This window comes from Lentzea cavernae (assembly GCF_014653695.1).
Taxonomy (GTDB): Bacteria; Actinomycetota; Actinomycetes; order Mycobacteriales; family Pseudonocardiaceae; genus Lentzea; species Lentzea cavernae.
Map to the genome: position 1 here is coordinate 186,320 of NZ_BNAR01000014.1, position 25,664 is coordinate 211,983.

Below are 25,664 nucleotides of genomic sequence, written 5' to 3' on the forward strand. Positions count from 1 at the left end.
CGATCCTTTTACGGATCGAGGTCCCGCGCCACCACGCGGACGGCCTCGGCGACGAGCTTCATCGTCTTCTTGTCGGACGGGTAGCGGCCGCGGCGCAGGTCGGGCTGGACCTTGTTCTCGAGGAGCCGGATCACTTCCTCGATCAGGCCGTGCAGCTCCTCGGCGGGACGGCGGCGCGCCTCCGCGACGGAGGGAGCCGGGTCGACCAGGCGCACGGACAGCGCCTGCGGGCCGCGGCGGCCTTCCGCCATGCCGAACTCGATGCGCTGGCCGGCCTTGAGGCCGTCGACGCCGGGAGGCAACGCCGCTTTGCGGACGTAGACGTCCTCGCCACCGTCCTGCGTGACGAAGCCGAAGCCCTTCTCCGTGTCGTACCACTTGACCTTGCCGGTCGGCACCGCGCTCACCATTCCCTCAGCTCTTGCACGACGAACGCGCCCAGGGCGTACCCAGGACGCGTCCCACCAGAGTAGCCAGAAGACCTTGGCGAAGGCACCTCCGTTAGCGCGACTACGCTGGTCACATGACCGCTCCGAAGTTGATGCCGCTGGCCATCGGCCTGTTCGCCGTGGGCGTACTGGCGATCATCGCGGTCTTCGTGCTCTTCGCGCTGGGCCACGGCGACCTGCCCGTGTGGCTGAACGTCGCGGCCACCTACCTGCCGGCCGCAGGCCTCGGGCTCGGGATCATCGCGGTGGTCAGGAAGTCGCGGCAGAAGAGGTCCTGAGCCACTGCGGGAACTCCCGCAGGTCCTCCAGGACGACGGCCGCGCCCGCCTCGGTCAGCTCGGCGCGGGAGCACGGCCCGGTGACGACGCCGACGCCCAGCGCTCCCGCCGCCTCGGCCCCGCGCATGTCACCGACGTGGTCGCCCACGTAGACGGCGGCGCCGTGCAGCTTGAGCGACTCGGCCTTGCCCGTCGACCACAGCTCGCCGTAGAGGTGGTCGACCTCCCAGCCCAGCGCGTCCAGGTGCAGCGCGGCGTTCTTGCGGTACTTGCCGGTCACGATCATGGTCTGGCCGCCCAGCTCGCGCACGGCCTGCAGCGCGGCGGCGGCTCCCGGCAGCGCGACCGTCGCCGGGATCACGACGTCCGGGTACAGCGCGCGGAAGAGCGAGACCAGCTCCGGGATCTCCTCCTCGGGCACGCCCATGTCGCGGTAGATCATGTCGAGGGGCGGGCCGAGGTTCGCCGCGAAGTGCTCGCCGTCGAGGTCGTGCCCGGTGCGGGCGCCCACCTCGTTCAGGACGGCGGCCATGCCCGGTCGCGGGTCGATGAGGGTCATGTCCAGGTCGAAGCCCACGGTGAACGGCACAGAACACGACTCTACGTCTTTACAAAAGCCATAACTGTGTAAAGGTGAAGTGGTGAGCGACATCACCGAGCTCTTATTGGACGCGGCCGCCGACCTGTTGGCGGCCCGGGGCTTCCACGGGCTGCGCATGATCGAGGTCGCCAGTCGCGCCGGGGTGAGCAGACAGACCGTCTACAACGAGTTCGGCAACAAGGAGGGGCTCGTCCAGGCCGTCGCGGTCCACAAGACGGAGGAGTACCTGACCGGGATCGCGACCCGGCTGCAGGACGACCCCGACCCGTGGGAGGCGATGCGGTCGGCGTTCCGCTTCACCTTCGAGCAGACCGAGAAGGACCGGCTGGTCTCGGCCGTGCTGACCGGGCAGAACGCCGAGGACCTGTTGCCGTTCATCACGATCCGCGGCCATCCGATCCTCTTCCACGCGACCGAGGTCGTCGAGCAGCACCTGAGCCGGCACTTCCCCGGCAGGCACGTGCGGCTCACGGCGGAGACGACCGTGCGTCTCGCCCTGAGCCACCTGCTGATGCCGAGCGGGGACCTGGACGGCGCGATGGACGCCGTCGTGCGGGTCGCGAGAGTGACGATGAACGCATGAGTTAGGCCCTGGAGCCCCTTGTTGCAATAATCCTGCAACAAGGGGAGGTGTCCTGGTGGTCGCTGTGTCGGCGCGTCTGCGCGCGGGTGCGGCGTTGCTCGGTCCGGCGTTCGTCGCCGCGATCGCGTACGTCGACCCCGGCAACGTGGCCACCAACACCGCGGCGGGCGCGACGTACGGGTACCTGCTGGTCTGGGTGCTCGTCGTCGCGAACGTCATGGCGGGACTCGTGCAGTACCTGTCGGCGAAGCTCGGCCTGGTGACCGGCAGGTCGTTGCCGGAGGCGGTGCGCGAGCACCTGCCGCGGCCGCTGCGGCTCGCCTACTGGGGGCAGGCCGAGGTCGTCGCGATGGCGACAGACCTGGCCGAGGTGCTCGGCGGGGCGATCGCGCTGCACCTGCTCTTCGACCTGCCGCTGCTGCTCGGCGGCGTGATCACCGGCGTGGTGTCGACGATCCTGTTGCTGGTGCAGGACAAGCGCGGGCAGAAGCCGTTCGAGCGCGTGATCACCACCATGCTGGTCGTGATCGCGGTCGGGTTCATGGCAGGGCTCTTCGTCGCGCCACCGTCGGTTTCCGGCGCCGCCTCCGGTCTGGTGCCCCGCTTCGACGGCGCGGACAGCGTGCTGCTCGCGGCGGGCATGCTCGGGGCGACCGTGATGCCGCACGCGGTCTACCTGCACTCCGCGCTGGCGCGGGACCGGCACGGGAAGAACCCGTCGGTGCTCGGCGCGACGAAGGTCGACGTCGTGGTCGCGATGGTGCTCGCGGGCGCGGTCAACATGGCGATGCTGCTGCTCGCGGCTTCCGCCTTGCAGGGCAAGGAAGGCGTGGACACCCTGGAGGGCGCGCACGCGGCCGTCGGCTCCACGCTGGGCGGCGGGATCGCGCTGCTGTTCGCACTCGGCCTGCTGGCGTCGGGTTTCGCGTCCACCGCCGTCGGTTGTTACGCCGGCGCGGTGGTGATGGACGGCCTGCTGCGGGTGCGGATCCCGTTGCTCGCCAGGCGTTTGATCACGCTGGTGCCCGCGCTGGCGATCCTGGCGTTCGGGGTCGACCCGACGTTCGCGCTGGTGCTGTCGCAGGTCGTGCTGTCGTTCGGCATCCCGTTCGCGCTGGTGCCGCTGGTCTGGCTGACCGCGCGCCGGTCCGTGATGGGTACGTACGCGAACCGGCGCTCCGTCACGTTCGCCGCCTGGCTGGTGGCGTTCGCGGTCGTCGTGCTGAACGTGGCGCTGATCTACCTGACGGTTTCCGGGTAGGAGACGCCGAGCTGGCGCAGCACTTCCTCCAGCGTGCGCAAGACTTCCAGGGTGTTGTCCCAGGTGATCAACGGGCTTTGAGTGACCCCGGCGGTGACGTACTCCTCGACCGCGCGGATCTGGTGGGTGTAACCCTCGTCCTCGATGGTGTGCTCGACGCCGTTGATGGTGGCCTTCGTGGCGTTGAACATCGGGTCGGCGATGTCGATGCGGCCCTTGGTACCGACGATCTCCGCCCTGCACCCGGTGTTCGCGACGAGCGAGCAGCTCAGCAACGCGTGGGCACCGTTGTCGTAGGCCAGGAAGATGCCCGCGTCAGCGTCCACTTCGGTCGGTGCGAGGCTGCCGTGCGCGTGGACGTGCGCCGGGACGCCGAGCATCTGGTGCGTGAACGCGACCGGGTAGACACCGAGGTCGAGCGTCGCCCCGCCGCCGGCCTCCTTGGCCCACAGGCGGTCCTCGTGGCTGAAGGTGTGCGCGAAACCGAAGTCCGCGCGGATCATCCGCACCTCGCCGATCTCACCGGCGGCCACGGCCTCGTGCACCTTGCGGATCAACGGGTTGAACCGCGTCCACATGGCCTCCATGAGGAAGAGGTTCTTCGACCGCGCCCGTTCGACCATCTCCTCGGCGTCCGCGACCGTGAGCGCGAAGGCCTTCTCGCACAGCACGTGCTTGCCGGCGTCGAGCGCCGCGAGCGTGACCTCGTGGTGCTGCCCGTGCGGCGTGGCGACGTAGACCACGTCGACGTCGGGGTCGGCGAGCAGGTCGCGGTAGTCGCCGTACGCGCGCTCGATGCCGAACCGGTCGGCAAACGCTTGCGCCTTCGTGACGTCGCGGGAGGACACCGCGAGAACTGTGACGCCCTCGACTTTCAGCATGTCAGCGGTCACGGCCTGCGCGATTCCGCCTGTTGCGATCACACCCCACTTCATGCGATCAGCTTAGATTGGAGGCATGCGCCTCATCCTGAACGTGATCTGGCTGGTGCTCGCCGGTTTCTGGATGGCCGTCGGCTACGCGGTCGCCGGCGTCATCTGCTGCATCCTGATCATCACGATCCCGTGGGGCATCGCGTCGTTCCGCATCGCGAACTACGCGCTCTGGCCGTTCGGCCGCGATGTCGTGGACAAGCCGGGCGCGGGCACCGGTTCGCTGCTGGGCAACGTCATCTGGATCGTCGTGGCCGGTGTGTGGCTCGCGATCGGCCACGTCATCACCGGCATCGCGCTCTGCGTCACGATCATCGGCATCCCGCTGGGCGTCGCGAACTTCAAGCTCGTGAAGGTCTCGCTGGTGCCGCTGGGCAAGGAGATCGTCGAGGTTCCGTGAGGGTCTCCCGCGTCCCGCCGGGCGAGGCGCGGGAGACCGGGGTGGCACGAGCCTTCAGGCTTCGCCGTCCGACAGCTCGTGCAGGCACAGGACGTTGCCCTCGGTGTCGAGGAACCACGCCGCGCGTTCCCCGCCCATGTCCGCGACGTGGTTCGTGGTCTTGAAGTCGGGCAGGTCGTAGTCCTCGAAGCGCACGCCCCTGTCCTCGAGCTCCCTGATCTCGCCCTCGATGTCCGGCACCTCGAAGCTGATGGCCGTGTGACCGGACTGCGCACCCTTCTCCGCAGGCCTCAGCCCCAGCGAGTCGCCCTGGCCGAGGGCGAAGATCCGCGTGCCGTCGGCGGTCGTGGTGAGGGGCTTGAGGCCGAGCACGTCGGCGTAGAAGCGGCCAGCGCGCTCGGGGTCTTCGACGGGGAGCATCGTCGTGGTCCTGGTGGCGGTGAGCATGCGCGCCTCCTTTCGGCGGAGTGCACTGATGCTCCGCCCGCAGTAGCGCGCCCGCAATAGGTCCTTCGGCCCTGCGTCAGAGGGAGATGAGATCGGCCTTCGTCGGGGTGGAACCGCAGGACTCGAAGTAGAAGCCGGTCAGGTGGTCGTCGAAGTCGACGTGCAGCCACTCGCAGCCTGCGACACGCGCGTGCTCGACCGCGGTGGCCACCAGCGCGGCGCCGTCTCCGAGTCGCTCGCCCGCGCCTGTCACCGAACGAACTTGCAGGACAGCACCTAGGCGTGCTTCGTGCTGTCGTCCAAATTCAGCAGCTCCACGGACTTCGCCCGCATCTCCACCTTGCGGATCTTGCCGGTGACCGTCATCGGGAACTCGTCCACCACGTGCACGTACCGCGGGATCTTGTAGTGCGCGAGCTTGCCCGTGCAGAACTCGCGCACGGCCTCGGCGGTCAGCTCCGTCGAGCCGTCGCGCAGGCGCACCCACGCCACCAGCTCCTCGCCGTACTTGGCGTCGGGCACGCCGACGACCTGGGCGTCGAGCACGTCCGGGTGGGTGTAGAGGAACTCCTCGATCTCGCGCGGGTAGATGTTCTCGCCGCCGCGGATCACCATGTCCTTGATGCGGCCGGTGATGTTGACGTAGTCGTCGGCGTCCATCACCGCGAGGTCGCCGGTGTGCATCCAGCCGGCGCTGTCGACGGCTTCGGCGGTCTTCTCCGGCTCGTTCCAGTAGCCGAGCATCACGGAGTAGCCGCGCGTGCACAGCTCCCCCGGCTCGCCGCGCGGCACCGTGCGGCCGGTCTCCGGGTCGACGATCTTCACCTCGAGGTGCGGGCCGACGCGGCCGACCGTCCCGACGCGACGGTCGAGGGAGTCGTCCACGCGCGTTTGCGTTGACACGGGGGAGGTTTCGGTCATGCCGTAGCAGATGGAGACCTCGCTCATGCCCATGCGTTCGACGACCTGCTTCATGACCTCGACCGGACACGGCGAGCCCGCCATGATGCCGGTGCGCAACGACGACAGGTCGTAGCCGTCGATCAGGTCGAGCATCGCGATGAACATCGTCGGCACGCCGTAGAGCGAGGTGCAGCGTTCTTCCTGAACGGCCGCAAGGGTTTTCGCCGGATCGAACGCCGGGGCCGGGATCACGACGCACGCGCCGTGGCTGGTGGCGGCGAGGTTGCCCATGACCATGCCGAAGCAGTGGTAGAACGGCGGCACCACGCAGATGCGGTCGTTCTCGGTGTAGTTGACCAGCTCGCCGACGAAGTAGCCGTTGTTGAGGATGTTGTGGTGCGAGAGCGTCGCGCCCTTGGGGAAGCCCGTGGTGCCGGACGTGTACTGGATGTTGATCGGGTCGTCGCGGTCGAGCTCCACGTCCGGGAGCTCGTCTCCGGTCCACTGTGGATCGTCGACGAACACGACGTTCCGCAGTTCGGGGCAGCGCGGCCGGACCTCGTCGATCATCCCCGCGTAGTCCGAGGTCTTGAACGACCGCGCGGACACCAGCGTGTGGATGCCCGCCTGGTTCAGCACGTACTCCAGCTCGTGCACCCGGTACGCCGGGTTGACGTTGACCAGGATCGCGCCGATCCGGGCCGTCGCGTACTGCACGAACACCCACTCCGCGCAGTTCGGCGCCCAGATCCCGACCCGGTCGCCCTTGCGCACGCCGAGCGAGTGCAGCCCGGCGGCGGCGCGGTCGACCTCCTGCGCGAGCTCCGCGTACGTCCACCGCCGGTCCGCTGCCTTGTCGACGAGCGCCTCGCGGTCGCCGAACCTCGCGACGGTCGCCGCGAGGTTCGCGTGGATCGTGTCGCCCAGTAGCGGGGCGGCGGACGTTCCCGAGGAGTAGCTGGAGGTCATCCCCCAGACGGTAGTCAGGCTTGCGCGTATGGCAAGGGCACGACCAGGCACGGACCGCCGCTGTAGAGGCCCGCGTCGATCGCCAGCACCTTGTCGTCGGCGTAGACGAGAGGCCCGTCGATCTGGTCCGGCGGCACCCCGAGCTGGTCGGCGATGACGCTGTGGCCGTGCACGATCCGGCTGCCGCCGAGGGTCGCGAGCAGCTCGTCCGCGATTTCCGGGCCCTGCGGACCGCGGAACGCGTAGCGCGTCGTCATCTTGCGCCAGCACTCCCACCAGTCGACGAGGTCGTCGCCCTTGAGCACCTGCCGGACGGACTCGTTGACCTCTTCGATCGAGGCCCCCCATTCGAGGTAGGCCACGGTGTCGGAGTGCATCAGCAGGTGGTCGTCGCGCAGCTTCAGCACCGGCCGCGACGTGAGCCACTCGACGTGCTCGTCGGTCAGCCTGTCCTGGTCGCTGCGCAGGCCGCCGTTGAGCAGCCAGCTGCGCGCGAACGACCGCGGGCCGAGGCTGTCGGGCACCTGGTCGTCGCCGAACCGGTACATGCCGAGCAGCAGCACCTCGTGGTTGCCGATCAGCGAGCTGACCGTGCCGCCCGCCTCCGCCGCCTCCTCGCCGAGGCGCATGACCAGGTCGATCACGCCCACGCCGTCGGGCCCGCGGTCGACGAAGTCGCCGAGGAACCACAGTTCGCTCTCGCCGCCGGTCCAGTGCCCTTCCTCGTCGCACAGTTCGGCGACGTGCAGGGCTCTGATCAGTTCCGAGAGGTGCCCGTGCACGTCACCCACGACGTACATCGGGCGTCGATCCGTGTCCACCTCCGCGACGATAGGTGATGAACCCTCCCGCGTCAGTGGTCAGTCCAGTCGCCGAACGGGTCCGCTGAGTGACCGACGAGCTCCGCGATCGACTTCAGCACGCGCGTCGGGCGGTACGGGAACATCTCCGCGCTCTCGGCGCTGAAGACCCCGGACAGCACGAGGATGGTCGACAGTCCCGCTTCCAGGCCCGAGCGCACGTCGGTGTCCATGCGGTCGCCGATCATCAGCGCCTGCTCGGAGTGCGAGCCGAGGGTGCGCAGGGCCGAGCGCATCATCAACGGGTTCGGCTTGCCGACGTAATAGGGCTCACGTCCGGTGGCGCGCTCGATCAGCGCAGCGACGGCGCCGGTCGCGGGCAGCGAGCCCTCGCGCGACGGGCCGGTGGCGTCCGGGTTGGTCGCGATGAACTTCGCGCCCTCCTCGACCAGGCGGATGGCCTTGGTGATAGCGGTGAAGCTGTAGGTGCGGGTCTCGCCGAGCACCACGTAGTCCGGGTCGCGGTCGGTCAGCACGTAGCCGATCTCGTGCAGCGCGGTGGTGAGGCCGGCCTCGCCGATGACGAACGCCGAGCCGTTCGGGCGCTGCGAGTCGAGGAACTTGGCCGTGGCCAGCGCGGACGTCCAGATGGACTTCTCCGGGATGTCCAGGCCGGTGCGATGCAGGCGTGCCCGCAGGTCCCGTGGCGTGTAGATGGAGTTGTTCGTGAGCACGAGGAACGGCGTCTCGGACGCACGCAGCTCCGCGACGAACTCGTCCGCTCCCGGGATCAGGTGCTCCTCGTGCACGAGGACGCCGTCCATGTCCATCAAGTAGTGCCACATGGGTCTAAGTATCGATCACGCGCTTGCGAAACGTCTCGATCTGGAGCTGGAGATAACGCTCGATCACCTGGAGTTCGGCGCCGTCGAAGTGCCCGAGCACCTCGACGAGGCTGTCGCGGGCCTTCTCGAACGGCGCGCCGAACTTGTCGACGTCCCCCACCGTGACCTCGACCAGGACCTTGCGGCGGTCGTGCGGGTCGCGGACACGACGGACATATCCGGCACGCTCGAGGCGGTCGATCACGCCCGTGACGGCACCGGTGGAGAGGCCGGAGAGTTCGGCGATCCGGCCCGCGGTGAGCGGCCCGTCCGCCCGCATGGCGAGATCGAGGCACTTCTCGTCGGTCGCGGACAGGCCCATCTGCTCGGCCACCCGCGCGTGGAACATGACGGTGAGGGCGCTCTGCTCCCGCATGTACCAGGTGAACCGCTCCAGCGCTTCTGGTTCCATGTGGAACATCTTAGCCAGTAAGACAATTCCTTGTGATGGTGCTCCAAACGGGCGGAACGTGAGAAAGCTCGTCTATGGAGGCATCTACAACGAGTTGTTCATTAAGCTGAACAAGGTGACAGCTGTGGAGTTGGGCATCCCGATCGTGCGCGGCACTCCGGACGCCTCCGCACGTCCGGACTCGCCCCTGCTCGTCGACAGGTTCGGACGGGTGGCGAAGGACCTGCGGGTCTCGCTGACCGACCGCTGCAACCTGCGCTGCACGTACTGCATGCCCGCCGAGGGCCTCGACTGGCTGCAGAAGGACGAGCTGCTCACCGACGCCGAGCTGATCAGGCTCATGCGCATCGCCGTGGTCGACCTGGGCGTCACGGACATCAGGTTCACCGGCGGCGAGCCGCTGCTGCGCCGGGGCCTGGAGCAGGTCATCGCCGCGACGGCCGAGCTCGAGCCGCGCCCGCGCATGTCCATGACCTCGAACGGCATCGGGCTCGCCCGGCGCGCGCGGTCGTTGAAGGACGCCGGCCTGAACCGGATCAACATCTCGCTCGACACCCTCGACCCGGAGAAGTTCGCGACGCTGACCAGGCGCGACCGCATCACGGACGTGCTCGACGGCCTCGACGCCGCCCGCGAGGCCGGGCTCGAGCCGGTGAAGGTCAACTCGGTGCTGATGCGCGGCATGAACGAGGACGAGGCCGTCCCGCTGCTGCGGTTCTGCGTCGAGAAAGGCTACCAGCTGCGGTTCATCGAACAGATGCCGCTGGACGCGCAGCACGGCTGGACGCGCACGGACATGATCACGGCCGACGAGATCCTCACGAAGCTCTCGTCCGCCTTCACGCTGACCCCGTCGGAGGTTCCGCGCGGTGGCGCTCCGGCCGAGCGCTGGCTGGTCGACGGCGGCCCGGCGGTCGTCGGCGTGATCGCGTCGGTGACCAGGCCGTTCTGCGCCGCCTGCGACCGCACCCGGCTCACCTCGGACGGCCAGATCCGCAACTGCCTGTTCAGCAACGGCGAGACCGACCTGCGCGCACTGCTGCGCGACGGCTCCCCCGACACCGCGATCGCCGACGCCTGGCGCGCGAACATGTGGACCAAGGCGGCCGGTCACGGCATCAACGACGCGGGCTTCTCCCAGCCCGACCGCCCCATGAGCGCCATCGGAGGATGACAGTGAGCACCGCCGTGAACATCCGTTACTTCGCGGGTGCGCGGGCCGCGGCCGGGGTGGCCGACGAGTACCTGCTGCTCGACTCCTCCGAGCCCACCGTCGCCCTGGTGGTCTCGGCCATCGGCGAACGGCACGGCTCGAAGCTCGGCAAGGTCCTCGCGGCGTCGAGCTTCCTGCTGGACGGGGTCGCGGTGCGCGACACGTCTACGCGCGTACCCGCGGGCTCTCAGCTGGACGTGCTGCCGCCGTTCGCGGGCGGCTGAGCCGGCTTCCGCCGCTTCGATCCTGATGTGATCACCGTGCCGGGCCCTCGCTCAGCCGCCGCTCCCACGCCTTGCGCCCGGTCACACGGGCGAGGTCCAACGCCTCCAGCCGATACCGCTCGGCCTCGGCCACGTCACCGGCGGCCGCATGGATCTCCATCAGCTCGACCAGCGCGTCGACCCGCCTGACGCGCAGCTGTGCGCGCTCGGCCCGTTCGTCGGCCTCCGTGGCGTATCGGAGCGCGGTGGCCAGATCTCCCATCGCGCGGTGATCCGCCGCCAGCCCGACGAGCGACGGCACCTCACCCCTGGCGAATCCCGCGTTGCGGCAGATCGCCAACGCCCTCTCGTGCACGGCGACGGCCTCCGCGAGTCGTCCCTGTCGTTCGAGCACGATGCCGAGGATCATGTGGCCGTCCGCCTGGTTCATCTCCTCCTCCCTGGCAAGGGCGAGTTCGATCGCCTGCCTGGCGTCGCTCTCCGCCTCGGCGAGACGCCCTTGGTCGATCCGCAGGAGCGCCCGGTTTCCGAGGGTGCTCGCGTTGAGGTGCTCGAGCTCCGCGGTGGCGAGCGCCATCGCCTCCTCCAGGCTGCGCTCCATCCGGTCGAGGTCACCGATGAAGTGGTGCGTGTTGGCAAGGTTCCGCAAGCAGAAGAACACGCCCGCGGTCATGCCCTGCGCGCGTGAGATCTCCAGCGCCTGCTCGCCGTAGGACAGCGCGAGGTCGAGCGGACCCAGTTCGTCGAGAACCGCGCTCAGGTTGTGCAACGTGTTGGGGTTGCCGGTGATGGACAGCGCCTCCCGCATGGCCTCGGCGGCCTCGGCGAGGTTGCCCAGCTCCCAGTGGACGATGCCGAAGTTGCCGACGTACGACTGCAGGGAGTTCAGGTCGTTCTGCCGCCGGGCCAGTGCGACCGCTCGTGCGTACTCGGGCAGCGCTTCGGTGAACCGGCCGGATCGCCAGTGCGCGAGGCCGATCGATCCGTGCATGCTCGCCTCCGCGCTGACGTCACCGAGGTGCTGCGCTGTCCGCAACCCCGCCTGGGCGGTGGTGAGCCACTCGACCGCGTTCCCGGCGTGGTGCAGGAAGTAGGAGCGCATCGCGTCGGCCAGCTGCCAGGCGATCGGCCGGCCGGTCGCCGCGAGCACGGCCGCGACGACGTTGGCCCGCTCGGTGTCCAGCCAGGCGAGTGCGTCCGGCTCGTCGCTCATGTCGTGCCGGGGAAGGTCGTCCGGCAGTCGCGGCAGCTCCATCCGGAACACCTCGGGGTTGAGCCGCCGGCCTGCCGCGTCCACGTTGGCCAGGTAGTACTCGTACAGCCGTCTCGGCTCGGGTGCGCCGAGGCCGAGCGCGTAGAGGCGCAGGAGGTCGTGGAGGCCGTGCCGGTCCTGCGCGCGCTGCACGAGGTTGGCGTGGACGAGGTTCCCTAGAGGCTCCGCGGCGTCTTCGCCCAGCAGTGCCGTGGCCGCCTCGACGCCGAAGTCCGCGCCGGGAACCTGGCCGAGCAACCGGAACAGGTGCTGTGCGCGCTCTGGAAGGGCCCGGTAGGACAGGTCGAAGGTCGCCCGCACCGCCGCGTCGCCCTCGATCTCCAGCGCGTCGAGCCTGCCCTCGCCGCGCAGGTCGGCGAGGTAGTCGGACAGGTGCCGGTCGACGACTTGCGCGCCCGCGATCCTGAGCGCGAGCGGCAGGTGCGCGCAGAGCTTGATCAGCTCGGCGCGGTCCTGCGGCGAACCGTCGATCTGCCACCGGTCGAGGAGCGTGCCTGCCTCGTCCTCGGTCAGCACGCCCAGCCCGACCTGGTTCGCGAGCTCGTTGCGGCTGGTCACGATGGCTGTGCAGCCGTCGACGTCCGGTACGAGCGGGCTGAGTCCGGTGGCGTTGTCGAGCACCACGAGGACGCGGCGACCACGCAGCTTGGAACGGTAGAGCTCGATCTGCTCGCCGAGGTCGAGCGGGATCTTCGTGGGCGGCACGCCGAGCGCGCGCAGGAAGCGGCCGAGCGCCTGTTCCACGGTGACGGCCGGTCCCGAGGCGAATCCGCGCAGGTTGACGTGCAACTGGCCGTCCGGGAAGCGGTCGCGGACCCGGTGCGCGAGCCTGATCGCGAGCGCCGTCTTGCCGATGCCGGGCGGACCGGTGATCGCGAGCACCGGAGCGTTCGAGGCGGAGAGCGCGGCGAGTTCTTCCTCGCGCCCGACGAAGTCCGGCAGGTCCGCGGGGAGCTGCTGCGGGCCAGGCGGTCGCACGACGAGCCGGTAGCCGGAGGCGTCGGTGACGATCTCGTCGTCGACGGACTGCCGCAGCCTGCGCACGAGGCTGCGCAACGCCGGCAGCGGCCCCGACGGCGGCTCCTCACCCCACACCGCGAGGACGAGATCCCCGAACAGCACCGGCTGACCGGCCTTCTCGAGCAACGCGCGGTGCAACGCCTCCAGGCGGGACTCCCTGCTCATGCCGACATCATCGAACAGCGTCCGCTCCGCCCCGGTTCGCGGTCCGCCGGCGCACGTTCCGGGGCGCCGCTCAGGCGTGGACCGAGGCCCTCCGATGGCTTAACACGCGTGAGCCACGCCTCACTTTCCGTGATAGATCTCGGTCGATCTCGGATTGGAAACGGACCGATAACGAAGCCTATGAGCTGCGCTTTTGTAGCTTCTGGACAACAAACCAAACCGTTACTGCGATGCGCATCACAGCTCGAAACATTTGTTTTCGGCCTCGGCGGTTACGTACGGTCGCTCCTCGGCTGGCCCGAACCAGCCAAGAGCACCACCGGAGCACCCAGCACCGAACCCAGTCCGACGGGTACTCCGGAACAACCCCGAGCGAGAGAAACCGCCGGACTGGGACGCAGGAACGCACCGGGCCCCGAACCCGAGTTCCTGGCAGCAGGTGTGGTGGACCGAGAGGCACATGGCTTTCAACCGTGGCAAGCAGGGCAAGCAGAGTTCCGCCGCTCGCACTATCGCCAAGGTCGCGGCTGTCGGCATCATCGCCGGCGCCCCGCTGGGCCTGGCCGTTGGCACCGCCAACGCCCAGGGAATGGACTGGGACGCACTCGCGCAGTGCGAGGCCAGTGGCAACTGGGCCGCCAACACCGGCAACGGGTTCTACGGCGGTCTGCAGTTCACTCAGCAGACGTGGAACGGCTACGGCGGCGTGGGCAACCCCGCCAACGCGTCCCGCGAGCAACAGATCGCCGTCGCTGAGCGAGTGCTCGCGGGCCAGGGCCCCAACGCCTGGCCGTCCTGCAGCAAGCGGATCGGCAACTACACGGGCGTGGCCCCGAAGGCCGCTCCGGCCCCCCAGCAGCAGCGCAAGGCCCAGCCGCAGCAGCGCCAGGCCGCCGCCCCCGTGCAGCAGGCCCCCGTCGCGGCAGCGTCGAAGTCGAACCCGAACGGCAACTACGAGATCAAGGCGGGCGACACCCTGTCGAAGATCGCGGACGCCAACAAGGTCGAAGGCGGCTACCAGGCCATCGTGGCGAAGAACAAGGACTTCCTCACGAACCCGGACCTCATCTTCCCGGGCCACAAGATCCAGATCTGAGCTGACGCTCAGGCCGGACAGGCCGCATGATCGCCAGCCCTTGTACACGTGGGCTGACCAGGACCAGGGATCTCACCGTTACCCCCCGACGGTGAGGTCCCTGCCTGCATTTCCGGGGTAGGGGCGGCGGCGTCGGGCAAGAGGACGGGCCGGGCCGGGCCGGGCCGGGCCGGGCCGATGGATGCCAGCACGGCAGGCGACCACCCACCCAAGCCGACCTCTCCCACGGCAGGCGACCCCTCCGCTGGAACCGGCACCAGCCATCGCAGCCGCACCCGCGCGGTGCCAACCGGTCAGCCGACAACGCAAAGGCAACCTCGGACGAAACCTGGCGTCGCGATGCGCAGCGAGCCGTCCGAACGTAAAGCTCTGGGTAGCGGTGCACCCCGGTCCTGCGATTGGGGCTTGACCTTGAGGGGCGGGGTGCTACCCCTCATCGGGCACGGCCGGGCGCTTTTCAGCCCGGCTTTTCCGGCCGTCTCAGCGCCCCGCCAGAGGCTCAAGGTCAAGCCCCAATCGCCAGCCTGTGATTCGTCACGACCTGCGCAAGCACCCTCGCAAGGCGACCCGGCCCCAGGAACGCGACCAACCCCGCTGGAACCGGAACAGGTCAACGCAACTCGACCCATCAGGGGCAGTTGACCCACTCGTCGTCGCCCCCGGCAAAAACCTGCCGCTTCCACACCGGCAACCGAGCCTTGACCTCATCCACCAGGTCAGCACAAAGGGAAAACGCTTCCCCCCGATGCTCAGCGGCGACCGCACAGGCCAACGCCACATCCCCGATCTTCAACGGCCCAACCCGGTGCGAAACAGCGATCCCGTGCACCCCGGAGTACTTCTCAGCAAGAGAAGCCACAACCTCAGCCACCACATCGGAAGCAGACGGATGCGAGTGGTACTCCAACTCGAGCACCGACCGCCCACCGTCGTGATCCCGCACCACCCCGGAAAAGGTGACCACCGCACCGGCCCGGTCAGACGAAACCAGCTCAGCGTGCTCCTCCACCGACAACGGCTCCGAAGTAACGACGGCCCGCAGCACCACGCTCATCGATGGTCACCTCCACGCAGTTGGTCGAGCGCATGCTCCACAACGGACGACAACACCTCGAGCCCGTCCCGCACCCCACCGGTCGACCCCGGCAGGTTCACGATCAACGTCCTCCCCGCCACCCCGGCCACACCACGGGACAACACCGAGCCGGGAACCCGCGGCCACCCGGACATCCGGATGACGTCGGCCAGCCCGGGCACCTCGTAGTCCACCACGGCACGGGTCGCCTCAGGGGTCCCGTCGGTCGGGTTGATCCCGGTACCACCGGTGGTCAACACGAGATCCGCACCGGAGGAAACGGCGGCGACCAGGGCCTCGCGCACAGGCTCCCCGTCCGGCACCACGACCGGCGACGAGACCGAGAAGCCCCGTTCGGCCAGCCACGAGACGATGATCGGACCACTGCGGTCCTCGTAGACACCGGCGGCGGCGCGGTTGGAAGCGGTGACCACGACGGCCTTGAAGCCGGTCACGGGCGTTCCCACAGGCCGGACTTGCCGCCTTCCTTGCGCTCCACGCGCACCGCGTCCAGCGACGCGGCCGGGTCGACGGACTTCACCATGTCGTGCAGGGTGAGGCCGGCGACGGAGACCGCTGTGAGGGCTTCCATCTCGACGCCCGTGCGGTCGGTGGTGCGGACGGTGGCGGTGATCAGGACGGAGTCCGCGGCCAGCGCCAGGTCCACCACCACCGACGACAGTGCGATCGGGTGGCACAGGGGCACGAGTTCCCAGGTGCGCTTCGCGGCCATGATGCCCGCGATCCTGGCCGTGGCCAGGGCGTCGCCCTTGGGCAGGCCGTCGGCGCCCAGCAACTCGACCACTTCCGCGGTCGTGTGCAGGATCCCGGTGGCCACGGCGGTCCGGGTGGTCTGCTCCTTGCCGGAGACGTCGACCATCCGGGCCGCACCGTGGGAGTCCAGGTGGGTGAACTGCTTGGTCATACGGCGATCGTATGCCCGGCCCCGCCGGAGAGCCCGTGCCGAAATCCCTAGGAAGTGGCGGCCTTGCGGACTGCTTCGGCCACGGCCGGGGCGACGGTGTTGTCGAAGACCGACGGCACGATGAACGACGCGTTCAACCGGTCCCCGTCCACCACGTCGGCGATGGCCTGCGCGGCGGCCAGGAGCATCGCGTCGGTGATGGTGCGGGCGTGCGCGTCCAGCAGGCCGCGGAAGACGCCGGGGAACGCCAGCACGTTGTTGATCTGGTTCGGGAAGTCCGAACGGCCCGTCGCGACGACGGCGGCGTGCTGCTGGGCCTCCATCGGGTCGATCTCCGGGTCCGGGTTGGCCAGCGCGAACACGATGGCGTCCTTGGCCATCGTCGCGACCTGCTCCGCGCCGAAGAGGTTCGGGGCCGAGACGCCGATGAACACGTCCGAGCCGACCAGGGCGTCGTGCAGGCGACCGGCCTGGTTGTCCTTGTTCGTGGACGCGGCGATCGACTTCAGGTTCGAGTCCAGGCCGGGACGATCGCGGTGCACGATTCCGTCGACGTCCACGGCGATGATGTCGCCGGGCTCCTGGGCCTGCAGCAGGCGGATGATCGCGGACCCGGCCGCGCCGACTCCGCAGACCGTGATGCGGCAGTCCTTGATGTCCTTCTTCACGACGCGCAAAGCGTTGCGCAGGGCGGCGACGACGACGATCGCCGTGCCGTGCTGGTCGTCGTGGAACACGGGGATGTCGAGCTTCTCGCGCAGGCGGGCCTCGATCTCGAAGCAGCGCGGCGCGGAGATGTCCTCGAGGTTGATGCCGCCGTACACGGGAGCGATGAGCTCGACCGCGCGGATGATCTCCTCGGTGTCCTGGGTGTCCAGGCAGACCGGCCAGGCGTCGACGCCGGCGAACTTCTTGAACAGCGCGGCCTTGCCCTCCATCACGGGCAGGGCGGCGGCGGGGCCGAGGTTGCCCAGACCGAGCACGGCCGAACCGTCGGTGACGACGGCGACGGTGTTGCGCTTGATGGTCAGGCGGCGCGCGTCGTCCGGGTTCTTGGCGATGGCCTCGCACACACGGGCCACACCGGGCGTGTACGCGCGGGACAGGTCGTCGCGGTTGCGCAGCGGCACCTTCGACGCGATCTCGATCTTGCCGCCGAGGTGCACGAGGAACGTGCGGTCCGACACCTTGCGGACGACGATGCCGGGCAACGTCTCCAGCGTGTCGGTGATGTCCTTGGCGTGGTTCGCGGAGAGCGCGTTGCACGTGAGGTCGATGACGACGCGGTCGTTGTGCGACTCCACGACGTCGAACGCCGTGATCACGCCACCGGCGCGGCCGACGGCCGAGGTGAGGTCACCCGCGGCGCTCGCTGACGGCGGCGCCTCCAGACGAACGGTGATCGAGTAACCAGGGCCGGGGACCGGCATCGTCGTCCTCCCACGAAGTACAAGCGGGAAACGAGCCTATCCCCGGGCCCTTTGCGGTACTCACCCGACTCGGCGAGTCTTAAGACCGGCCTGACAATCCACTCAGGACTTGTTGATCTCGGTCACCGGGTGCTTGTACGGGAGGTCCTCCGACGGCAGCGGGAACGTCACCGTGCCGAACGGCGAGAGCGCACCCTGCAGGTCACTGGTCAGTTCCGTGACGGGATGGCTGCCGTCCGCGCCCTCCGGCCAGTGCGGGTCGACCCGTCCAGGGCGTCCTTTCGCCACGTTCTCCTCCTCGGTGGTGCCAGATGACGCGACAAGTGTGACAGAGGACGACGAGATCTCCAGCGGCCCATATACCGTGGTGAGAATGTCCGGCACCACTCTCGCCGACTGGCTGCGCGCCCAGGACGACGCTGCTCTCGTCGCGCTGCTGCGCGCGCGTCCTGACCTGGCGACGCCCCCACCTGCTGATATGTCCGTTCTCGCGACACGGGTCGGCACCAGGGCGTCGATCGCGCGCGCCTGCGAGGACCTCGACACGTTCACGCTCGCCGTGCTCGAAGCGCTGGTGGTGCAGGGCGGCGACTCCGAGCCCGTGGCGTTGGCCACACTCACGCAGGTCCTCGGGCCGGACGTGAAGCCACGGCCGCTCAAGCAGGCGGTCGCGAGGCTCAGGTCCTTCGCACTGGCGTGGGGCGACGACGACGCGCTGTCGGTCCCGCCCGTCACCAGGGAGGCGTTCGGCGCCCACCCCGGCGGACTGGGCCGCAGGACGGGGCAGACCTACGACCTCGGGGGCATCACCGAGGGCGAGCAGCGGGTCCTGCAGAAGCTCGCCGCCGGCCCTCCCATCGGCGACACCAAGGACGCCTCCAGGGTCGTGCCGCTCGAGAAGGCCGAGACCCCGGTCCAGCGCCTGCTCGCCCGCGGTCTGCTGCTGCGGCGCGACCCCGGCACGGTCGAGTTGCCCCGCGAGATCGGCCTCGCACTGCGCGGCGAACGCCCGCTCGGCCCGATCCAGGTCACCGAGCCGAAGCCCAAGACCGCCGTCCTGCCCCAGAACGGCATCGACGCCACCGGCGGCGGTGAGGCGCTGGAGCTCGTCCGGCACGTCGAGAACCTGATCACGAGCTGGTCCGCCGAACCGCCGCCGGTGCTGCGGACGGGCGGCCTGGGCGTCCGCGACCTGCGCAAGGTCGCCAAGGACCTGGGCGTCGACGAGCAGCGCGCCGCCCTGCTGATCGAGCTCGTGGTCGGCGCCGACCTGGTCGCGAACACCGAGGCCACCGAACCGGAGTGGGTGCCGACGACCAAGGCCGACGTCTGGCTCGCCGCGACCGCCGAGGTCCGCTGGGCCACGGTCGCGCACGCCTGGCTGGAGCTGCCGCGGCTGCCCGCACTGATCGGCCGCCGCGACGAGAAGGACAAGCTCTTCACCCCGCTCGCGGACGAGATCCGCCGCGCCCAGGCCCCGCGCGACCGCCGGTGGGTCCTCGACACCCTGGCCGCGTTCCCCAAGGGCACCGCGATCTCCAACCCCGCCGACCTGGCCGCCCTGCTCGGCTGGCGCGCACCGCGCCGGGGCGGGCGGCAGCGCGACGAACTGGTGCGCTGGACCGTCGAGGAGGGCACGGCGGTCGGCGTGCTGGCCCTCGGCGCGATCACCACCGCGGGCCGCGTGCTGCTCGACGAGGGGCCCGGTCACGCCGCCAAGACGCTCGGCGACGCCCTGCCCGCGCCGCTCGACCACGTGCTGGTGCAGGCCGACCTCACCGTCGTCGCCCCCGGCCGTCTCGAACCGGACCTCGCGGACGAGATGGCGCTGGTCGCGAACGTCGAGTCGGCCGGCAGCGCCACGGTCTACCGGATCAGCGAGGCCACCGTCCGCCGCGCCCTCGACGCCGGGCGCACCGCCGACGAGCTGCAGGAACTCTTCAAGATCCGCTCGCGCACGCCCGTGCCGCAGTCGCTGTCCTACCTGATCGACGACGCCGCGCGCCGCCACGGCAGGCTGCGCGGCGGGGCCGCGGGCTCGTTCCTGCGCTGCGACGACCCGGTGCTGATCAGCGAGGTCCTCGCACACCCCGAGGCCGCGCGGCTGGAGCTGCGCCGGATCGCCCCGACCGTCGTCGTCAGCCCGTTGCCGCTGGCGGACGTGCTGGACGGGCTGCGCTCGGCGGGGTTCGCCCCGGCCGCGGAGGGCCCGGACGGCCAGGTCCTCGACCTGCGACCGGGCGGCCGCCGGACCACCCCGAGGCAGCGCACCGCCCGCAAGCCGGTGTCACCCGCAGTGCCCGCCGACGAACGGCTGGGTGAATTCGTCCGGCTGGTCAGGGCGGGAGATCGCGCCGCCGCGACACCAAGGGGTGAACGCGTCGCCGTCCCCGGCAACCTGGGCGCCGGTCCGTCGGCCACCCTGTCGCTGCTCCAGCAGGCCGCACGGGCGCGCCGCAGGGTGCTCGTCGGGTTCGTCGACTCCCACGGCACGGCGGCACAGCGCGTGATCGAGCCGCACGTGGTCGGCGGTGGCGTGCTCGAGGGATACGACCACAGTTACGGAGAGGTGCTCAGGTTCCCCCTCCACCGCGTCACCTCCGCCGCTTTGGTGGACGAGGACTGACAGTCGGTCATCCCCCTTCCGGGGCAGCCGATCACCCTTGCGTGGCCGTGTCGCGACCTAGCGTCGGTTGGTGTGGACGTCCCCGAAGACGTCCGCATCGACCGAGGAGGACTCCCACAATGGTCAGCTCAAGGCCGGCGCTCCAGGTAGCCGCCGTCTTCACAGCCCTGGCTTTCGCCCTGCCGTTCTCGTCCGGCACGGCGTCGGCCGACACGGTCCAGGACACCGACCGCGCGCAAGCCGAAGTCGTCCAGTCCGGCGCCACCGACGAACGGGACATCGGTCTCGGCCTCGGCGTCGGACACCACTGGCACGACTGGGACGACGACTGGCACCACCACCATCACGGCCTGCTCGACGGCCTCTTCATCGGCATCGGTGTAGGCCTGCACATCGGCTAGCGGCCGGCGGACACGACGACGAGGCGAGCGCCGACCCGAAGGTGGCGCTCGCCTCGTTCAGCCGTGATGCGGTTGTACTCCGGCGGAAGGAGTTCAGCCCGCGCGGACGGACATCCACTGGCGCATCGCGTGCTCCACCAGCGTGATGAGCGTCTGCTTCGTCGACTGCCTGTTGCGCGCGTCGCACGTCACGATCGGCACCGACTCGTCGATCGTCAGCGCTTCGCGCACGTCCTCCAGCCTGTGGTGCAGGAGGCCGTCGAAGCAGTTGACGCCGACGACGTACGGCAGCTGCCGGTCGTCGAAGAAGTCGATCGAGGCGAACGCGTCGGCCAGGCGGCGGGTGTCGACCAGCACGATGGCGCCGATGGCACCCCGTACGAGGTCGTCCCACATGAACCAGAACCGGTGCTGACCCGGTGTACCGAAGAGGTACAGGATCAGGTCGCTGTCGAGCGACACGCGGCCGAAGTCCATCGCGACGGTCGTGGTGACCTTGTTGGGCGTGGCGGAGAGGTCGTCCACCCCCGCGCTGGCCTCGGTCATCACCGCCTCGGTGGTCAACGGGACGATCTCGGACACCGAGCCGACGAACGTCGTCTTGCCCACACCGAAGCCACCCGCCACCACGATCTTGGCAGACGTCGTCGGCTTCCGTGCGCCCTCGGCGCCCTGGGGACTAGAGCCTGCGAAGCCCACTGAGCACCCTCTCCAGGAAATCCATGGAAGGCCGGTCCCCCACGACCAGACCGCCCTGGTGAATCAAAACCAAACCCATGCTTGCCATGTCGCCGATCAGCACCCGCACGACGCCAAGAGGCAAGCGTAGGAGTGCCGCGACCTCGGCCACCGACCGCGTGTCCACACACAGCCCGCAGATCGACCTGTGCTCGGGAAGAACTGCCGCATCCCGTTCGAGGCCCTTTTCGCTGGTGGAGATCAGCGCCTCGATAGCAAGGTCGTAATCAGGTCGTGTGCGTCCACCGGTACGCGTGTAAGGCCGCACCAGTGAACCCGAGTCCGCCGAAGCATTCTCCTCCGGGCGCACTTGAGGCTGCGCACCGGTGCTGTACTCCGGTTGCCCGCCGGTGTTGTACGCCGGTTGCCCGCCAGTGCTGTACACCGGGTGCGAGCCGGTGGTGTACGGCAGTTGTTCCGGCACCGCGTCCGGCATCTCGTGCTGGCCGAAGAGGTCGGCTCCCGGGCCACCGAACAGCCCGGAGCCGTACCCGTCGATGTCGAATCGGTTCGGCACGTCGTCGTACGGATACGACGACGAGTCGTCCACCTCACGCTGAGACATATCGCCTAGCCCTTGCCCTGTAACCCGCTCATCGAGGGGTGCGTCCTCAGCTTCCTCTGGTTCTTGGGGTATCGCGTCAGGCTCGTCGAACTGGAACCCACCAGAAGCCCACTCCTGGTAGTTGAAGTTTCTACCGAAGCCCCGGCCTCTAGCGCCAGATCTACCAGCCATTGGTTCTCACCCCTGAACTTCAGATGAGGTCTAGCGACGGACCACGCCCTGAAGCTGCGCGCGCAGCTCAGGGGTGAGTTGTTGACCGACTCTCTCCACCAACAGCGTCATCTCGTAGGCCACGAGGCCGATGTCGCAGTTGGGTGCCGCAAGGACGGCAAGGCAAGAACCGTCACTGATCGACATGAGGAACAGGTAGCCCCGCTCCATCTCGACGACCGTCTGGTTGACCCCGCCTGCTTCGAAGCAGCGGGCAGCACCCTGGGTGAGGCTGACCAGTCCGGACGCGACCGCGGAGAGCTGCTCTGCGCGGTCCCGGGGCAAGCCCTGGGATCCCGCGAGCAACAGCCCGTCCGCGGACACCACAACGGAATGTGCCACACCGGGCACCCTCCGCACGAAGTCGGTGATAAGCCAACCAAAGCTGCCTGGCTGCGCTGCGGTCGTCACTCCTGCTCCTCGTTCTGCCGGCTCGACTGGTCACCAGCGTATGCCTCGATCAATGCGTGCCGGCCTCGCTTGACACCACTCTGCAGGCTCGACATCCGTCCGCGCACCGCGTCAGCGGTGCGGGGCGGCAGCGGCGGGCGCTGTGCCGTCGTGGACAGGGACGGCTGCTTGGGTGCAGCTGATCCTGGCACGAGCTGAGCCTTCGGTGTCCGTTTCGGCAATCCTGCCGTGGTCTTCGTCTCCGGCGCCTTGTTCAACAACGCCTGAGCCGCATGCCATCCCTCATCGGCAGGCGATTGCCAAGCCGATTCGGAAGTAGGTGCCGCCGCTGGAGTCTCCTCCACAACGGGCTCGGGTTCCACAACTCGCTCCTGCTCGGCGGGTGCGGGTACTTCCTCGACCGCCGGCTGGACCTTCGAGCGCGGCGTGCGCACCGGAAGACCAGCGGCCGACGTGGTGGTGGGTGCCACCGCCGGAACAGGCTTGCGAGATCGGGTGGGGAGCTCCGGTTCCGGCCCGTCCGAGAGCGGCGGGACGGTCGGCGGCTCGTCGATGTACTCGACCGAGCCCTTGCCGGTCCCGCCGAGCCTCGACTCGACGTGTCCGTTGGTGGCGGCCGGTGCGTCGTCCTCTGAGCCCGCAGGGACCGGCTGAGCGGCCGATGCGGACGTTTCGCTGCCCACGGCCTGGAACCACTGCGACAGGACCGCCTCGTAGATCGGCAGGCGTTCCGTCGGGGCGTCCAGGTCGTGCTCGAGCTTCTTGCGCGAGGCGTCCGAGGTGCCGTTGCGGTGGCCCATCCCGATGTCGAGCCGGCCCTCGTCGACCGAGGCCCGCGACACGCCGTTGGACGAGGCGGGCTCGTCCTCGATCGGCGGGATCGGCACGAACTGCGTGGTCTCGTAGCCCGGCTCGAAGGAGATCTCGCCGGCTTCCTCGTTGCGGTCCTCGTAGGCCGTGAAGAGGGTCGACTCGAACGAGCTCTCCGGCTCCACCGCCGCGAGCTGGTCGCGGCGCCACCGCTCGGACGGCGTCACGTCCTCGATCGGCGGGTCGCTGTAGACGGGGATCGCGGTCGCGCCCGCACCGGTGTCGGTGATCGAGCTCGGCACGAAGTTGACCGGGATGCTCGGGCTCGACTCGTCGACCCGCGGCTGGACACCGGTGGCACCGCCGAAGGCGCCCGCGATGCCGCTGGCCCTCGTCGCGGTGGTCCCGATCTCCGTCGTGTGCTCGGCCGGCGACATCGGTGACATGGGCGACATCGGCGACGAGACCGGCGGCATGGCCGGGATCGACGCGGACGGCGACATGCCGAACGCGGAGGCGAGCCCACCGGAACCGGAGGGCGGGGTCGAGACCGGTGCCTGGCCGGGGATCGCGATGAGCGTCTCCGGCACGATCACCAGTGCCGTCGTGCCGCCCTCGATGTCCTCGTTGCCGCGCAGGCGGACCTTGATGTCGTGGCGCTTGGCGAGCCGCGCGACCACGTACAGACCCATCCGGCGGGAGACGGCGACGTCGACGTCCGGCGGGTCCGCCAGGCGGTCGTTCGCGTCGATGATCTCCTGGTCGCCCATGCCCACGCCGCGGTCCTGGATCTCGATCGCCAGCTCGCCCTTGCGGGTCTTGGCCGTGCGAACGGTGACCTTGGTGACCGGGTCGGAGAACGCCGTGGCGTTGTCCAGCAGCTCGGCGATGAGGTGCACGAGGTCGTTGACCGCGCGGCCCTGGACCGTGAGGTCCGGGGTCTGGCCGACCTGCACGCGGGCGTACTGCTCGACCTCGGAGACCGCGGCGCCGAGGACCTCGGCGGCCGGGACGGGCCGGGTCAGGCGACGCGAGAGGTCGGTGCCCGAGAGGACCAGGAGGTTCTCCGAGTTGCGGCGCATGCGGGTCGCGAGGTGGTCGAGCTCGAACAGCGAGGCCAGCTGGTCCGGGTCCTGCTCGTCCTGCTCCAGCCGGTCGATCAGGTTCAGCTGGCGCTCGACCAGGGCCTGCGACCTGCGGGACAGGTTGACGAACATCGCGTTGACGTTGTCACGCAGGAGGGCCTGCTGGGCGGCCAGTCGCACCGCTTCACCGTGCACCGCGTCGAACGCGCGCGCCACCTGGCCGACCTCTTCCCGCGTGTGCACCGGCACCGGCTCGACGGCGTTCTTCGCCGCGTTCTCCGGGTCCGGGTCCGCGAGGATCCGCTCGACCGCGTCCGGGAGACCGTGGTCGGCGACGTCGAGGGCGGTGCGGCGCAGCGTGCGCAGCGGGTTGAGGATCGAGCGGGCGACGAACAGCGCCATGAGCAGCGCGAGCGCGAGGATCGCGAGCACGACGCCGGACTCGACGTACGCCCTGGTGCGGGTGTCGCCGGCGAGGTCGTCGGTCTTGGTCTGCAGCTGCTCGACCAGCAGGTTCTCGACGTCACGGGTCAGGTTGACCGTCAGCGTGGCGGCGATGTCCCACTTCTCGGGCGTGACCTGCGTGAAGTCCTTCGCGCCCGCCTGCTGGTTGATCGCCGATTCCTGCATGTCGTTCGCGTTGTCGACGATCAGGCCGGTGACGGTGTCGTCGTAGATCTTGGCCTGGTCGGGCGTCGCGGACTTGCGGAAGTCGTTGCGGGCCGCTTCGAGCTCGGCGTCCGCTGCCTGCAGGGACCGCAGCTGGGACGGCGTGAACGCCTTGCGCTGGAAGACGTCCAGGAGGATCGCCCGCTTGAGCGACTCCTGCTCCTTGATGCGCGCGATGGCGTTCGTGGTCAGGTGCAGTCGCACCAGTTCGGGGTCGTTGATCTCGGAGATCGTCTGCTCACCGAGGTTGATGAGCGTCTCGACGGACTCCGAGTAGGTGCGCTGGACGGCCTCGGCGGGGTACTGGGTGTCGCGCACCGAGTTGCGGAGGCTGTTCAGGCGTTCGAGCTGGTTGAACGCGACCTGGAACCGCTCCACGGCGGCGGGGTTCAGGTCGGAGCTGAGTTCGGAGATCTTGTTGCGGAACGCCTCGCTGGTGTCGTTCACGCGGCGCAGCTGGCGCTCCAGGACGACCCGGTCGACCTTCTTGTTCGAGGCGACGTAGCTGACCGACAGGTCGCGTTCGCGCTGCAGCTGCTGCACCAGGTCCGCGACAGCGGTCTCGAGGCGGATCTGGTTCGCGAGGTTGTTGAACTCCGTCGCGGCCTGGAGGTCGGTGCGCACGCGCAGACCACCCAGGGCGAGCGCGCAGACCGTCGGGATGAGCAGAACGGCGAGCAGCTTCGTGCGCAACCGCCAGTTGCGCAGGCGCCACCCCGCGGATCGGGCAGATCCTGAACCGGTTCCGGCACCGTTGTCGTGCTTCACCGGGTTCGGTGTCACGTCCATCGGTCCGTTACCCAGCGCAG

Annotated in this window: 26 protein-coding genes and 1 pseudogene; 9 read left to right on the top strand and 18 right to left on the bottom strand. The window is 69.3% G+C overall.

Going from position 1 to position 25,664, the window contains the following annotated elements; translation table 11 throughout:
• Positions 1–8: 8 nt before the first annotated feature.
• Entirely contained in the window at positions 9–398 is a 390-nt protein-coding gene (locus tag IE307_RS35350; protein ID WP_191303833.1) for a cold-shock protein, read from the bottom strand.
• A gap of 125 nt (positions 399–523) precedes the next feature.
• Between IE307_RS35350 and IE307_RS35355 the strand changes: the two genes are divergently transcribed.
• Positions 524–727, top strand: a complete 204-nt coding sequence (locus IE307_RS35355; protein WP_191303754.1) for a hypothetical protein — start codon at positions 524–526, stop codon at positions 725–727.
• Here IE307_RS35355 and IE307_RS35360 read toward each other — a convergent pair.
• Entirely contained in the window at positions 699–1,316 is a 618-nt protein-coding gene (locus IE307_RS35360; protein ID WP_191303755.1) for an HAD family hydrolase, read from the bottom strand. The genes IE307_RS35355 and IE307_RS35360 overlap by 29 nt on opposite strands.
• A 52-nt stretch (positions 1,317–1,368) precedes the next feature.
• Between IE307_RS35360 and IE307_RS35365 the strand changes: the two genes are divergently transcribed.
• Entirely contained in the window at positions 1,369–1,911 is a 543-nt protein-coding gene (locus tag IE307_RS35365) for a TetR/AcrR family transcriptional regulator (protein ID WP_191303756.1), read from the top strand.
• 55 nt (positions 1,912–1,966) lie between these two features.
• On the top strand, positions 1,967–3,172 hold the full coding sequence (locus tag IE307_RS35370) for an Nramp family divalent metal transporter (RefSeq protein WP_229905393.1): 1,206 nt from the start codon (positions 1,967–1,969) through the stop codon (positions 3,170–3,172).
• Here the strand turns inward: IE307_RS35370 and IE307_RS35375 are convergent.
• A complete protein-coding gene (locus IE307_RS35375) occupies positions 3,151–4,107 on the bottom strand; it encodes a Gfo/Idh/MocA family protein (protein WP_191303757.1) in 957 nt (318 codons plus the stop codon). The genes IE307_RS35370 and IE307_RS35375 overlap by 22 nt on opposite strands.
• Before the next feature lie 22 nt (positions 4,108–4,129).
• On the opposite strand from IE307_RS35375, the gene IE307_RS35380 reads away from it, so the two are divergent.
• Entirely contained in the window at positions 4,130–4,504 is a 375-nt protein-coding gene (locus tag IE307_RS35380) for a YccF domain-containing protein (protein ID WP_191303758.1), read from the top strand.
• 54 nt (positions 4,505–4,558) lie between these two features.
• Here IE307_RS35380 and IE307_RS35385 read toward each other — a convergent pair whose 3' ends face one another.
• The 6 genes from IE307_RS35385 to IE307_RS35410 all read right to left on the bottom strand — a co-directional run bounded on the left by IE307_RS35385 (position 4,559) and on the right by IE307_RS35410 (position 8,919).
• Entirely contained in the window at positions 4,559–4,951 is a 393-nt protein-coding gene (locus IE307_RS35385; protein WP_191303759.1) for a VOC family protein, read from the bottom strand.
• Between the two features lie 76 nt (positions 4,952–5,027).
• Positions 5,028–5,204 carry a GNAT family N-acetyltransferase gene (locus tag IE307_RS35390; RefSeq protein WP_191303760.1) on the bottom strand — a complete coding sequence of 59 codons (177 nt, stop codon included), beginning with the start codon at positions 5,202–5,204 and terminating at the stop codon, positions 5,028–5,030.
• A gap of 23 nt (positions 5,205–5,227) precedes the next feature.
• Positions 5,228–6,823, bottom strand: coding sequence for an AMP-binding protein (locus tag IE307_RS35395; protein ID WP_191303761.1), 1,596 nt, complete (start codon positions 6,821–6,823; stop codon positions 5,228–5,230).
• Positions 6,824–6,837: 14 nt separating this feature from the next.
• Positions 6,838–7,623 carry a metallophosphoesterase gene (locus IE307_RS35400; protein WP_191303835.1) on the bottom strand — a complete coding sequence of 262 codons (786 nt, stop codon included), beginning with the start codon at positions 7,621–7,623 and terminating at the stop codon, positions 6,838–6,840.
• A 53-nt stretch (positions 7,624–7,676) separates the two neighbouring features.
• The gene (locus IE307_RS35405) at positions 7,677–8,468 is read right to left on the bottom strand and encodes an HAD-IIA family hydrolase (RefSeq protein ID WP_229905394.1); all 792 of its coding nucleotides are present in this window, start codon (positions 8,466–8,468) and stop codon (positions 7,677–7,679) included.
• A 4-nt stretch (positions 8,469–8,472) separates the two neighbouring features.
• Positions 8,473–8,919 (bottom strand): MarR family winged helix-turn-helix transcriptional regulator, encoded by a 447-nt coding sequence (locus tag IE307_RS35410; protein ID WP_191303762.1) that lies wholly within the window; start codon positions 8,917–8,919, stop codon positions 8,473–8,475.
• Between the two features lie 115 nt (positions 8,920–9,034).
• Between IE307_RS35410 and moaA the strand changes: the two genes are divergently transcribed.
• Both moaA and IE307_RS35420 read left to right on the top strand, forming a co-directional pair.
• Positions 9,035–10,093, top strand: a complete 1,059-nt coding sequence (moaA, locus tag IE307_RS35415) for a GTP 3',8-cyclase MoaA (protein WP_229905395.1) — start codon at positions 9,035–9,037, stop codon at positions 10,091–10,093.
• A complete protein-coding gene (locus IE307_RS35420) occupies positions 10,090–10,356 on the top strand; it encodes a MoaD/ThiS family protein (RefSeq protein ID WP_191303764.1) in 267 nt (88 codons plus the stop codon). Before moaA ends, IE307_RS35420 begins: the two co-directional genes overlap by 4 nt.
• 31 nt (positions 10,357–10,387) lie before the next feature.
• Here IE307_RS35420 and IE307_RS35425 read toward each other — a convergent pair whose 3' ends face one another.
• A complete protein-coding gene (locus IE307_RS35425) occupies positions 10,388–12,814 on the bottom strand; it encodes a tetratricopeptide repeat protein (protein ID WP_191303765.1) in 2,427 nt (808 codons plus the stop codon).
• A gap of 460 nt (positions 12,815–13,274) precedes the next feature.
• On the opposite strand from IE307_RS35425, the gene IE307_RS35430 reads away from it, so the two are divergent.
• Positions 13,275–13,910 carry a transglycosylase family protein gene (locus tag IE307_RS35430; RefSeq protein ID WP_191303766.1) on the top strand — a complete coding sequence of 212 codons (636 nt, stop codon included), beginning with the start codon at positions 13,275–13,277 and terminating at the stop codon, positions 13,908–13,910.
• 628 nt (positions 13,911–14,538) lie between these two features.
• Here IE307_RS35430 and IE307_RS47685 read toward each other — a convergent pair.
• The 4 genes and pseudogenes from IE307_RS47685 to IE307_RS35455 all read right to left on the bottom strand — a co-directional run bounded on the left by IE307_RS47685 (position 14,539) and on the right by IE307_RS35455 (position 17,628).
• A pseudogene (locus IE307_RS47685) lies at positions 14,539–15,440 on the bottom strand (molybdenum cofactor biosynthesis protein MoaE).
• Positions 15,437–15,910: a cyclic pyranopterin monophosphate synthase MoaC gene (moaC, locus tag IE307_RS35445; RefSeq protein ID WP_191303768.1), complete on the bottom strand. Its 474-nt coding sequence runs from the start codon at positions 15,908–15,910 to the stop codon at positions 15,437–15,439. Before moaC ends, IE307_RS47685 begins: the two are co-directional and overlap by 4 nt.
• A gap of 47 nt (positions 15,911–15,957) precedes the next feature.
• Positions 15,958–17,340 (bottom strand): NAD-dependent malic enzyme, encoded by a 1,383-nt coding sequence (locus IE307_RS35450; protein WP_191303769.1) that lies wholly within the window; start codon positions 17,338–17,340, stop codon positions 15,958–15,960.
• Positions 17,341–17,442: 102 nt separating this feature from the next.
• On the bottom strand, positions 17,443–17,628 hold the full coding sequence (locus tag IE307_RS35455; RefSeq protein ID WP_090065798.1) for a hypothetical protein: 186 nt from the start codon (positions 17,626–17,628) through the stop codon (positions 17,443–17,445).
• Positions 17,629–17,713: 85 nt separating this feature from the next.
• Between IE307_RS35455 and IE307_RS35460 the strand changes: the two genes are divergently transcribed.
• Both IE307_RS35460 and IE307_RS35465 read left to right on the top strand, forming a co-directional pair.
• Entirely contained in the window at positions 17,714–19,966 is a 2,253-nt protein-coding gene (locus IE307_RS35460; RefSeq protein WP_191303770.1) for a helicase-associated domain-containing protein, read from the top strand.
• A 119-nt stretch (positions 19,967–20,085) separates the two neighbouring features.
• Positions 20,086–20,367, top strand: a complete 282-nt coding sequence (locus IE307_RS35465) for a hypothetical protein (protein WP_191303771.1) — start codon at positions 20,086–20,088, stop codon at positions 20,365–20,367.
• Positions 20,368–20,460: 93 nt separating this feature from the next.
• Here the strand turns inward: IE307_RS35465 and IE307_RS35470 are convergent, their stop codons facing one another.
• From IE307_RS35470 to IE307_RS35485, 4 genes are all read right to left on the bottom strand, one after another.
• Complete coding sequence (locus IE307_RS35470) at positions 20,461–21,066, bottom strand: GTP-binding protein (RefSeq protein WP_030470877.1); 606 nt, start codon at positions 21,064–21,066, stop codon at positions 20,461–20,463.
• Positions 21,047–21,655: a DUF742 domain-containing protein gene (locus IE307_RS35475; RefSeq protein ID WP_229905397.1), complete on the bottom strand. Its 609-nt coding sequence runs from the start codon at positions 21,653–21,655 to the stop codon at positions 21,047–21,049. The genes IE307_RS35470 and IE307_RS35475 overlap by 20 nt, the downstream gene beginning before the upstream one ends.
• 216 nt (positions 21,656–21,871) lie before the next feature.
• Positions 21,872–22,291: a roadblock/LC7 domain-containing protein gene (locus tag IE307_RS35480; RefSeq protein ID WP_030470879.1), complete on the bottom strand. Its 420-nt coding sequence runs from the start codon at positions 22,289–22,291 to the stop codon at positions 21,872–21,874.
• Positions 22,288–25,644, bottom strand: a complete 3,357-nt coding sequence (locus IE307_RS35485; RefSeq protein ID WP_229905398.1) for a nitrate- and nitrite sensing domain-containing protein — start codon at positions 25,642–25,644, stop codon at positions 22,288–22,290. The genes IE307_RS35480 and IE307_RS35485 overlap by 4 nt, the downstream gene beginning before the upstream one ends.
• Between the last annotated feature and the right edge of the window lie 20 nt (positions 25,645–25,664).

What these genes read in the sequence shown, in the direction of transcription:
- IE307_RS35460 (WP_191303770.1), top strand. Translation starts at nt 17,714, where the DNA reads ATGTCCGGCACCACTCTCGCCGACTGGCTGCGCGCCCAGGACGACGCT.
- IE307_RS35380 (WP_191303758.1), top strand. Translation starts at nt 4,130, where the DNA reads ATGCGCCTCATCCTGAACGTGATCTGGCTGGTGCTCGCCGGTTTCTGG.
- IE307_RS35425 (WP_191303765.1), bottom strand. Translation starts at nt 12,814, where the DNA reads ATGAGCAGGGAGTCCCGCCTGGAGGCGTTGCACCGCGCGTTGCTCGAG.
- IE307_RS35375 (WP_191303757.1), bottom strand. Translation starts at nt 4,107, where the DNA reads ATGAAGTGGGGTGTGATCGCAACAGGCGGAATCGCGCAGGCCGTGACC.
- IE307_RS35430 (WP_191303766.1), top strand. Translation starts at nt 13,275, where the DNA reads ATGGCTTTCAACCGTGGCAAGCAGGGCAAGCAGAGTTCCGCCGCTCGC.
- IE307_RS35410 (WP_191303762.1), bottom strand. Translation starts at nt 8,919, where the DNA reads ATGGAACCAGAAGCGCTGGAGCGGTTCACCTGGTACATGCGGGAGCAG.
- IE307_RS35400 (WP_191303835.1), bottom strand. Translation starts at nt 7,623, where the DNA reads ATGTACGTCGTGGGTGACGTGCACGGGCACCTCTCGGAACTGATCAGA.
- moaC (WP_191303768.1), bottom strand. Translation starts at nt 15,910, where the DNA reads ATGACCAAGCAGTTCACCCACCTGGACTCCCACGGTGCGGCCCGGATG.
- IE307_RS35420 (WP_191303764.1), top strand. Translation starts at nt 10,090, where the DNA reads ATGACAGTGAGCACCGCCGTGAACATCCGTTACTTCGCGGGTGCGCGG.
- IE307_RS35465 (WP_191303771.1), top strand. Translation starts at nt 20,086, where the DNA reads ATGGTCAGCTCAAGGCCGGCGCTCCAGGTAGCCGCCGTCTTCACAGCC.
- IE307_RS35395 (WP_191303761.1), bottom strand. Translation starts at nt 6,823, where the DNA reads ATGACCTCCAGCTACTCCTCGGGAACGTCCGCCGCCCCGCTACTGGGC.
- IE307_RS35355 (WP_191303754.1), top strand. Translation starts at nt 524, where the DNA reads ATGACCGCTCCGAAGTTGATGCCGCTGGCCATCGGCCTGTTCGCCGTG.
- IE307_RS35405 (WP_229905394.1), bottom strand. Translation starts at nt 8,468, where the DNA reads ATGTGGCACTACTTGATGGACATGGACGGCGTCCTCGTGCACGAGGAG.
- IE307_RS35450 (WP_191303769.1), bottom strand. Translation starts at nt 17,340, where the DNA reads ATGCCGGTCCCCGGCCCTGGTTACTCGATCACCGTTCGTCTGGAGGCG.
- IE307_RS35485 (WP_229905398.1), bottom strand. Translation starts at nt 25,644, where the DNA reads ATGGACGTGACACCGAACCCGGTGAAGCACGACAACGGTGCCGGAACC.
- IE307_RS35385 (WP_191303759.1), bottom strand. Translation starts at nt 4,951, where the DNA reads ATGCTCACCGCCACCAGGACCACGACGATGCTCCCCGTCGAAGACCCC.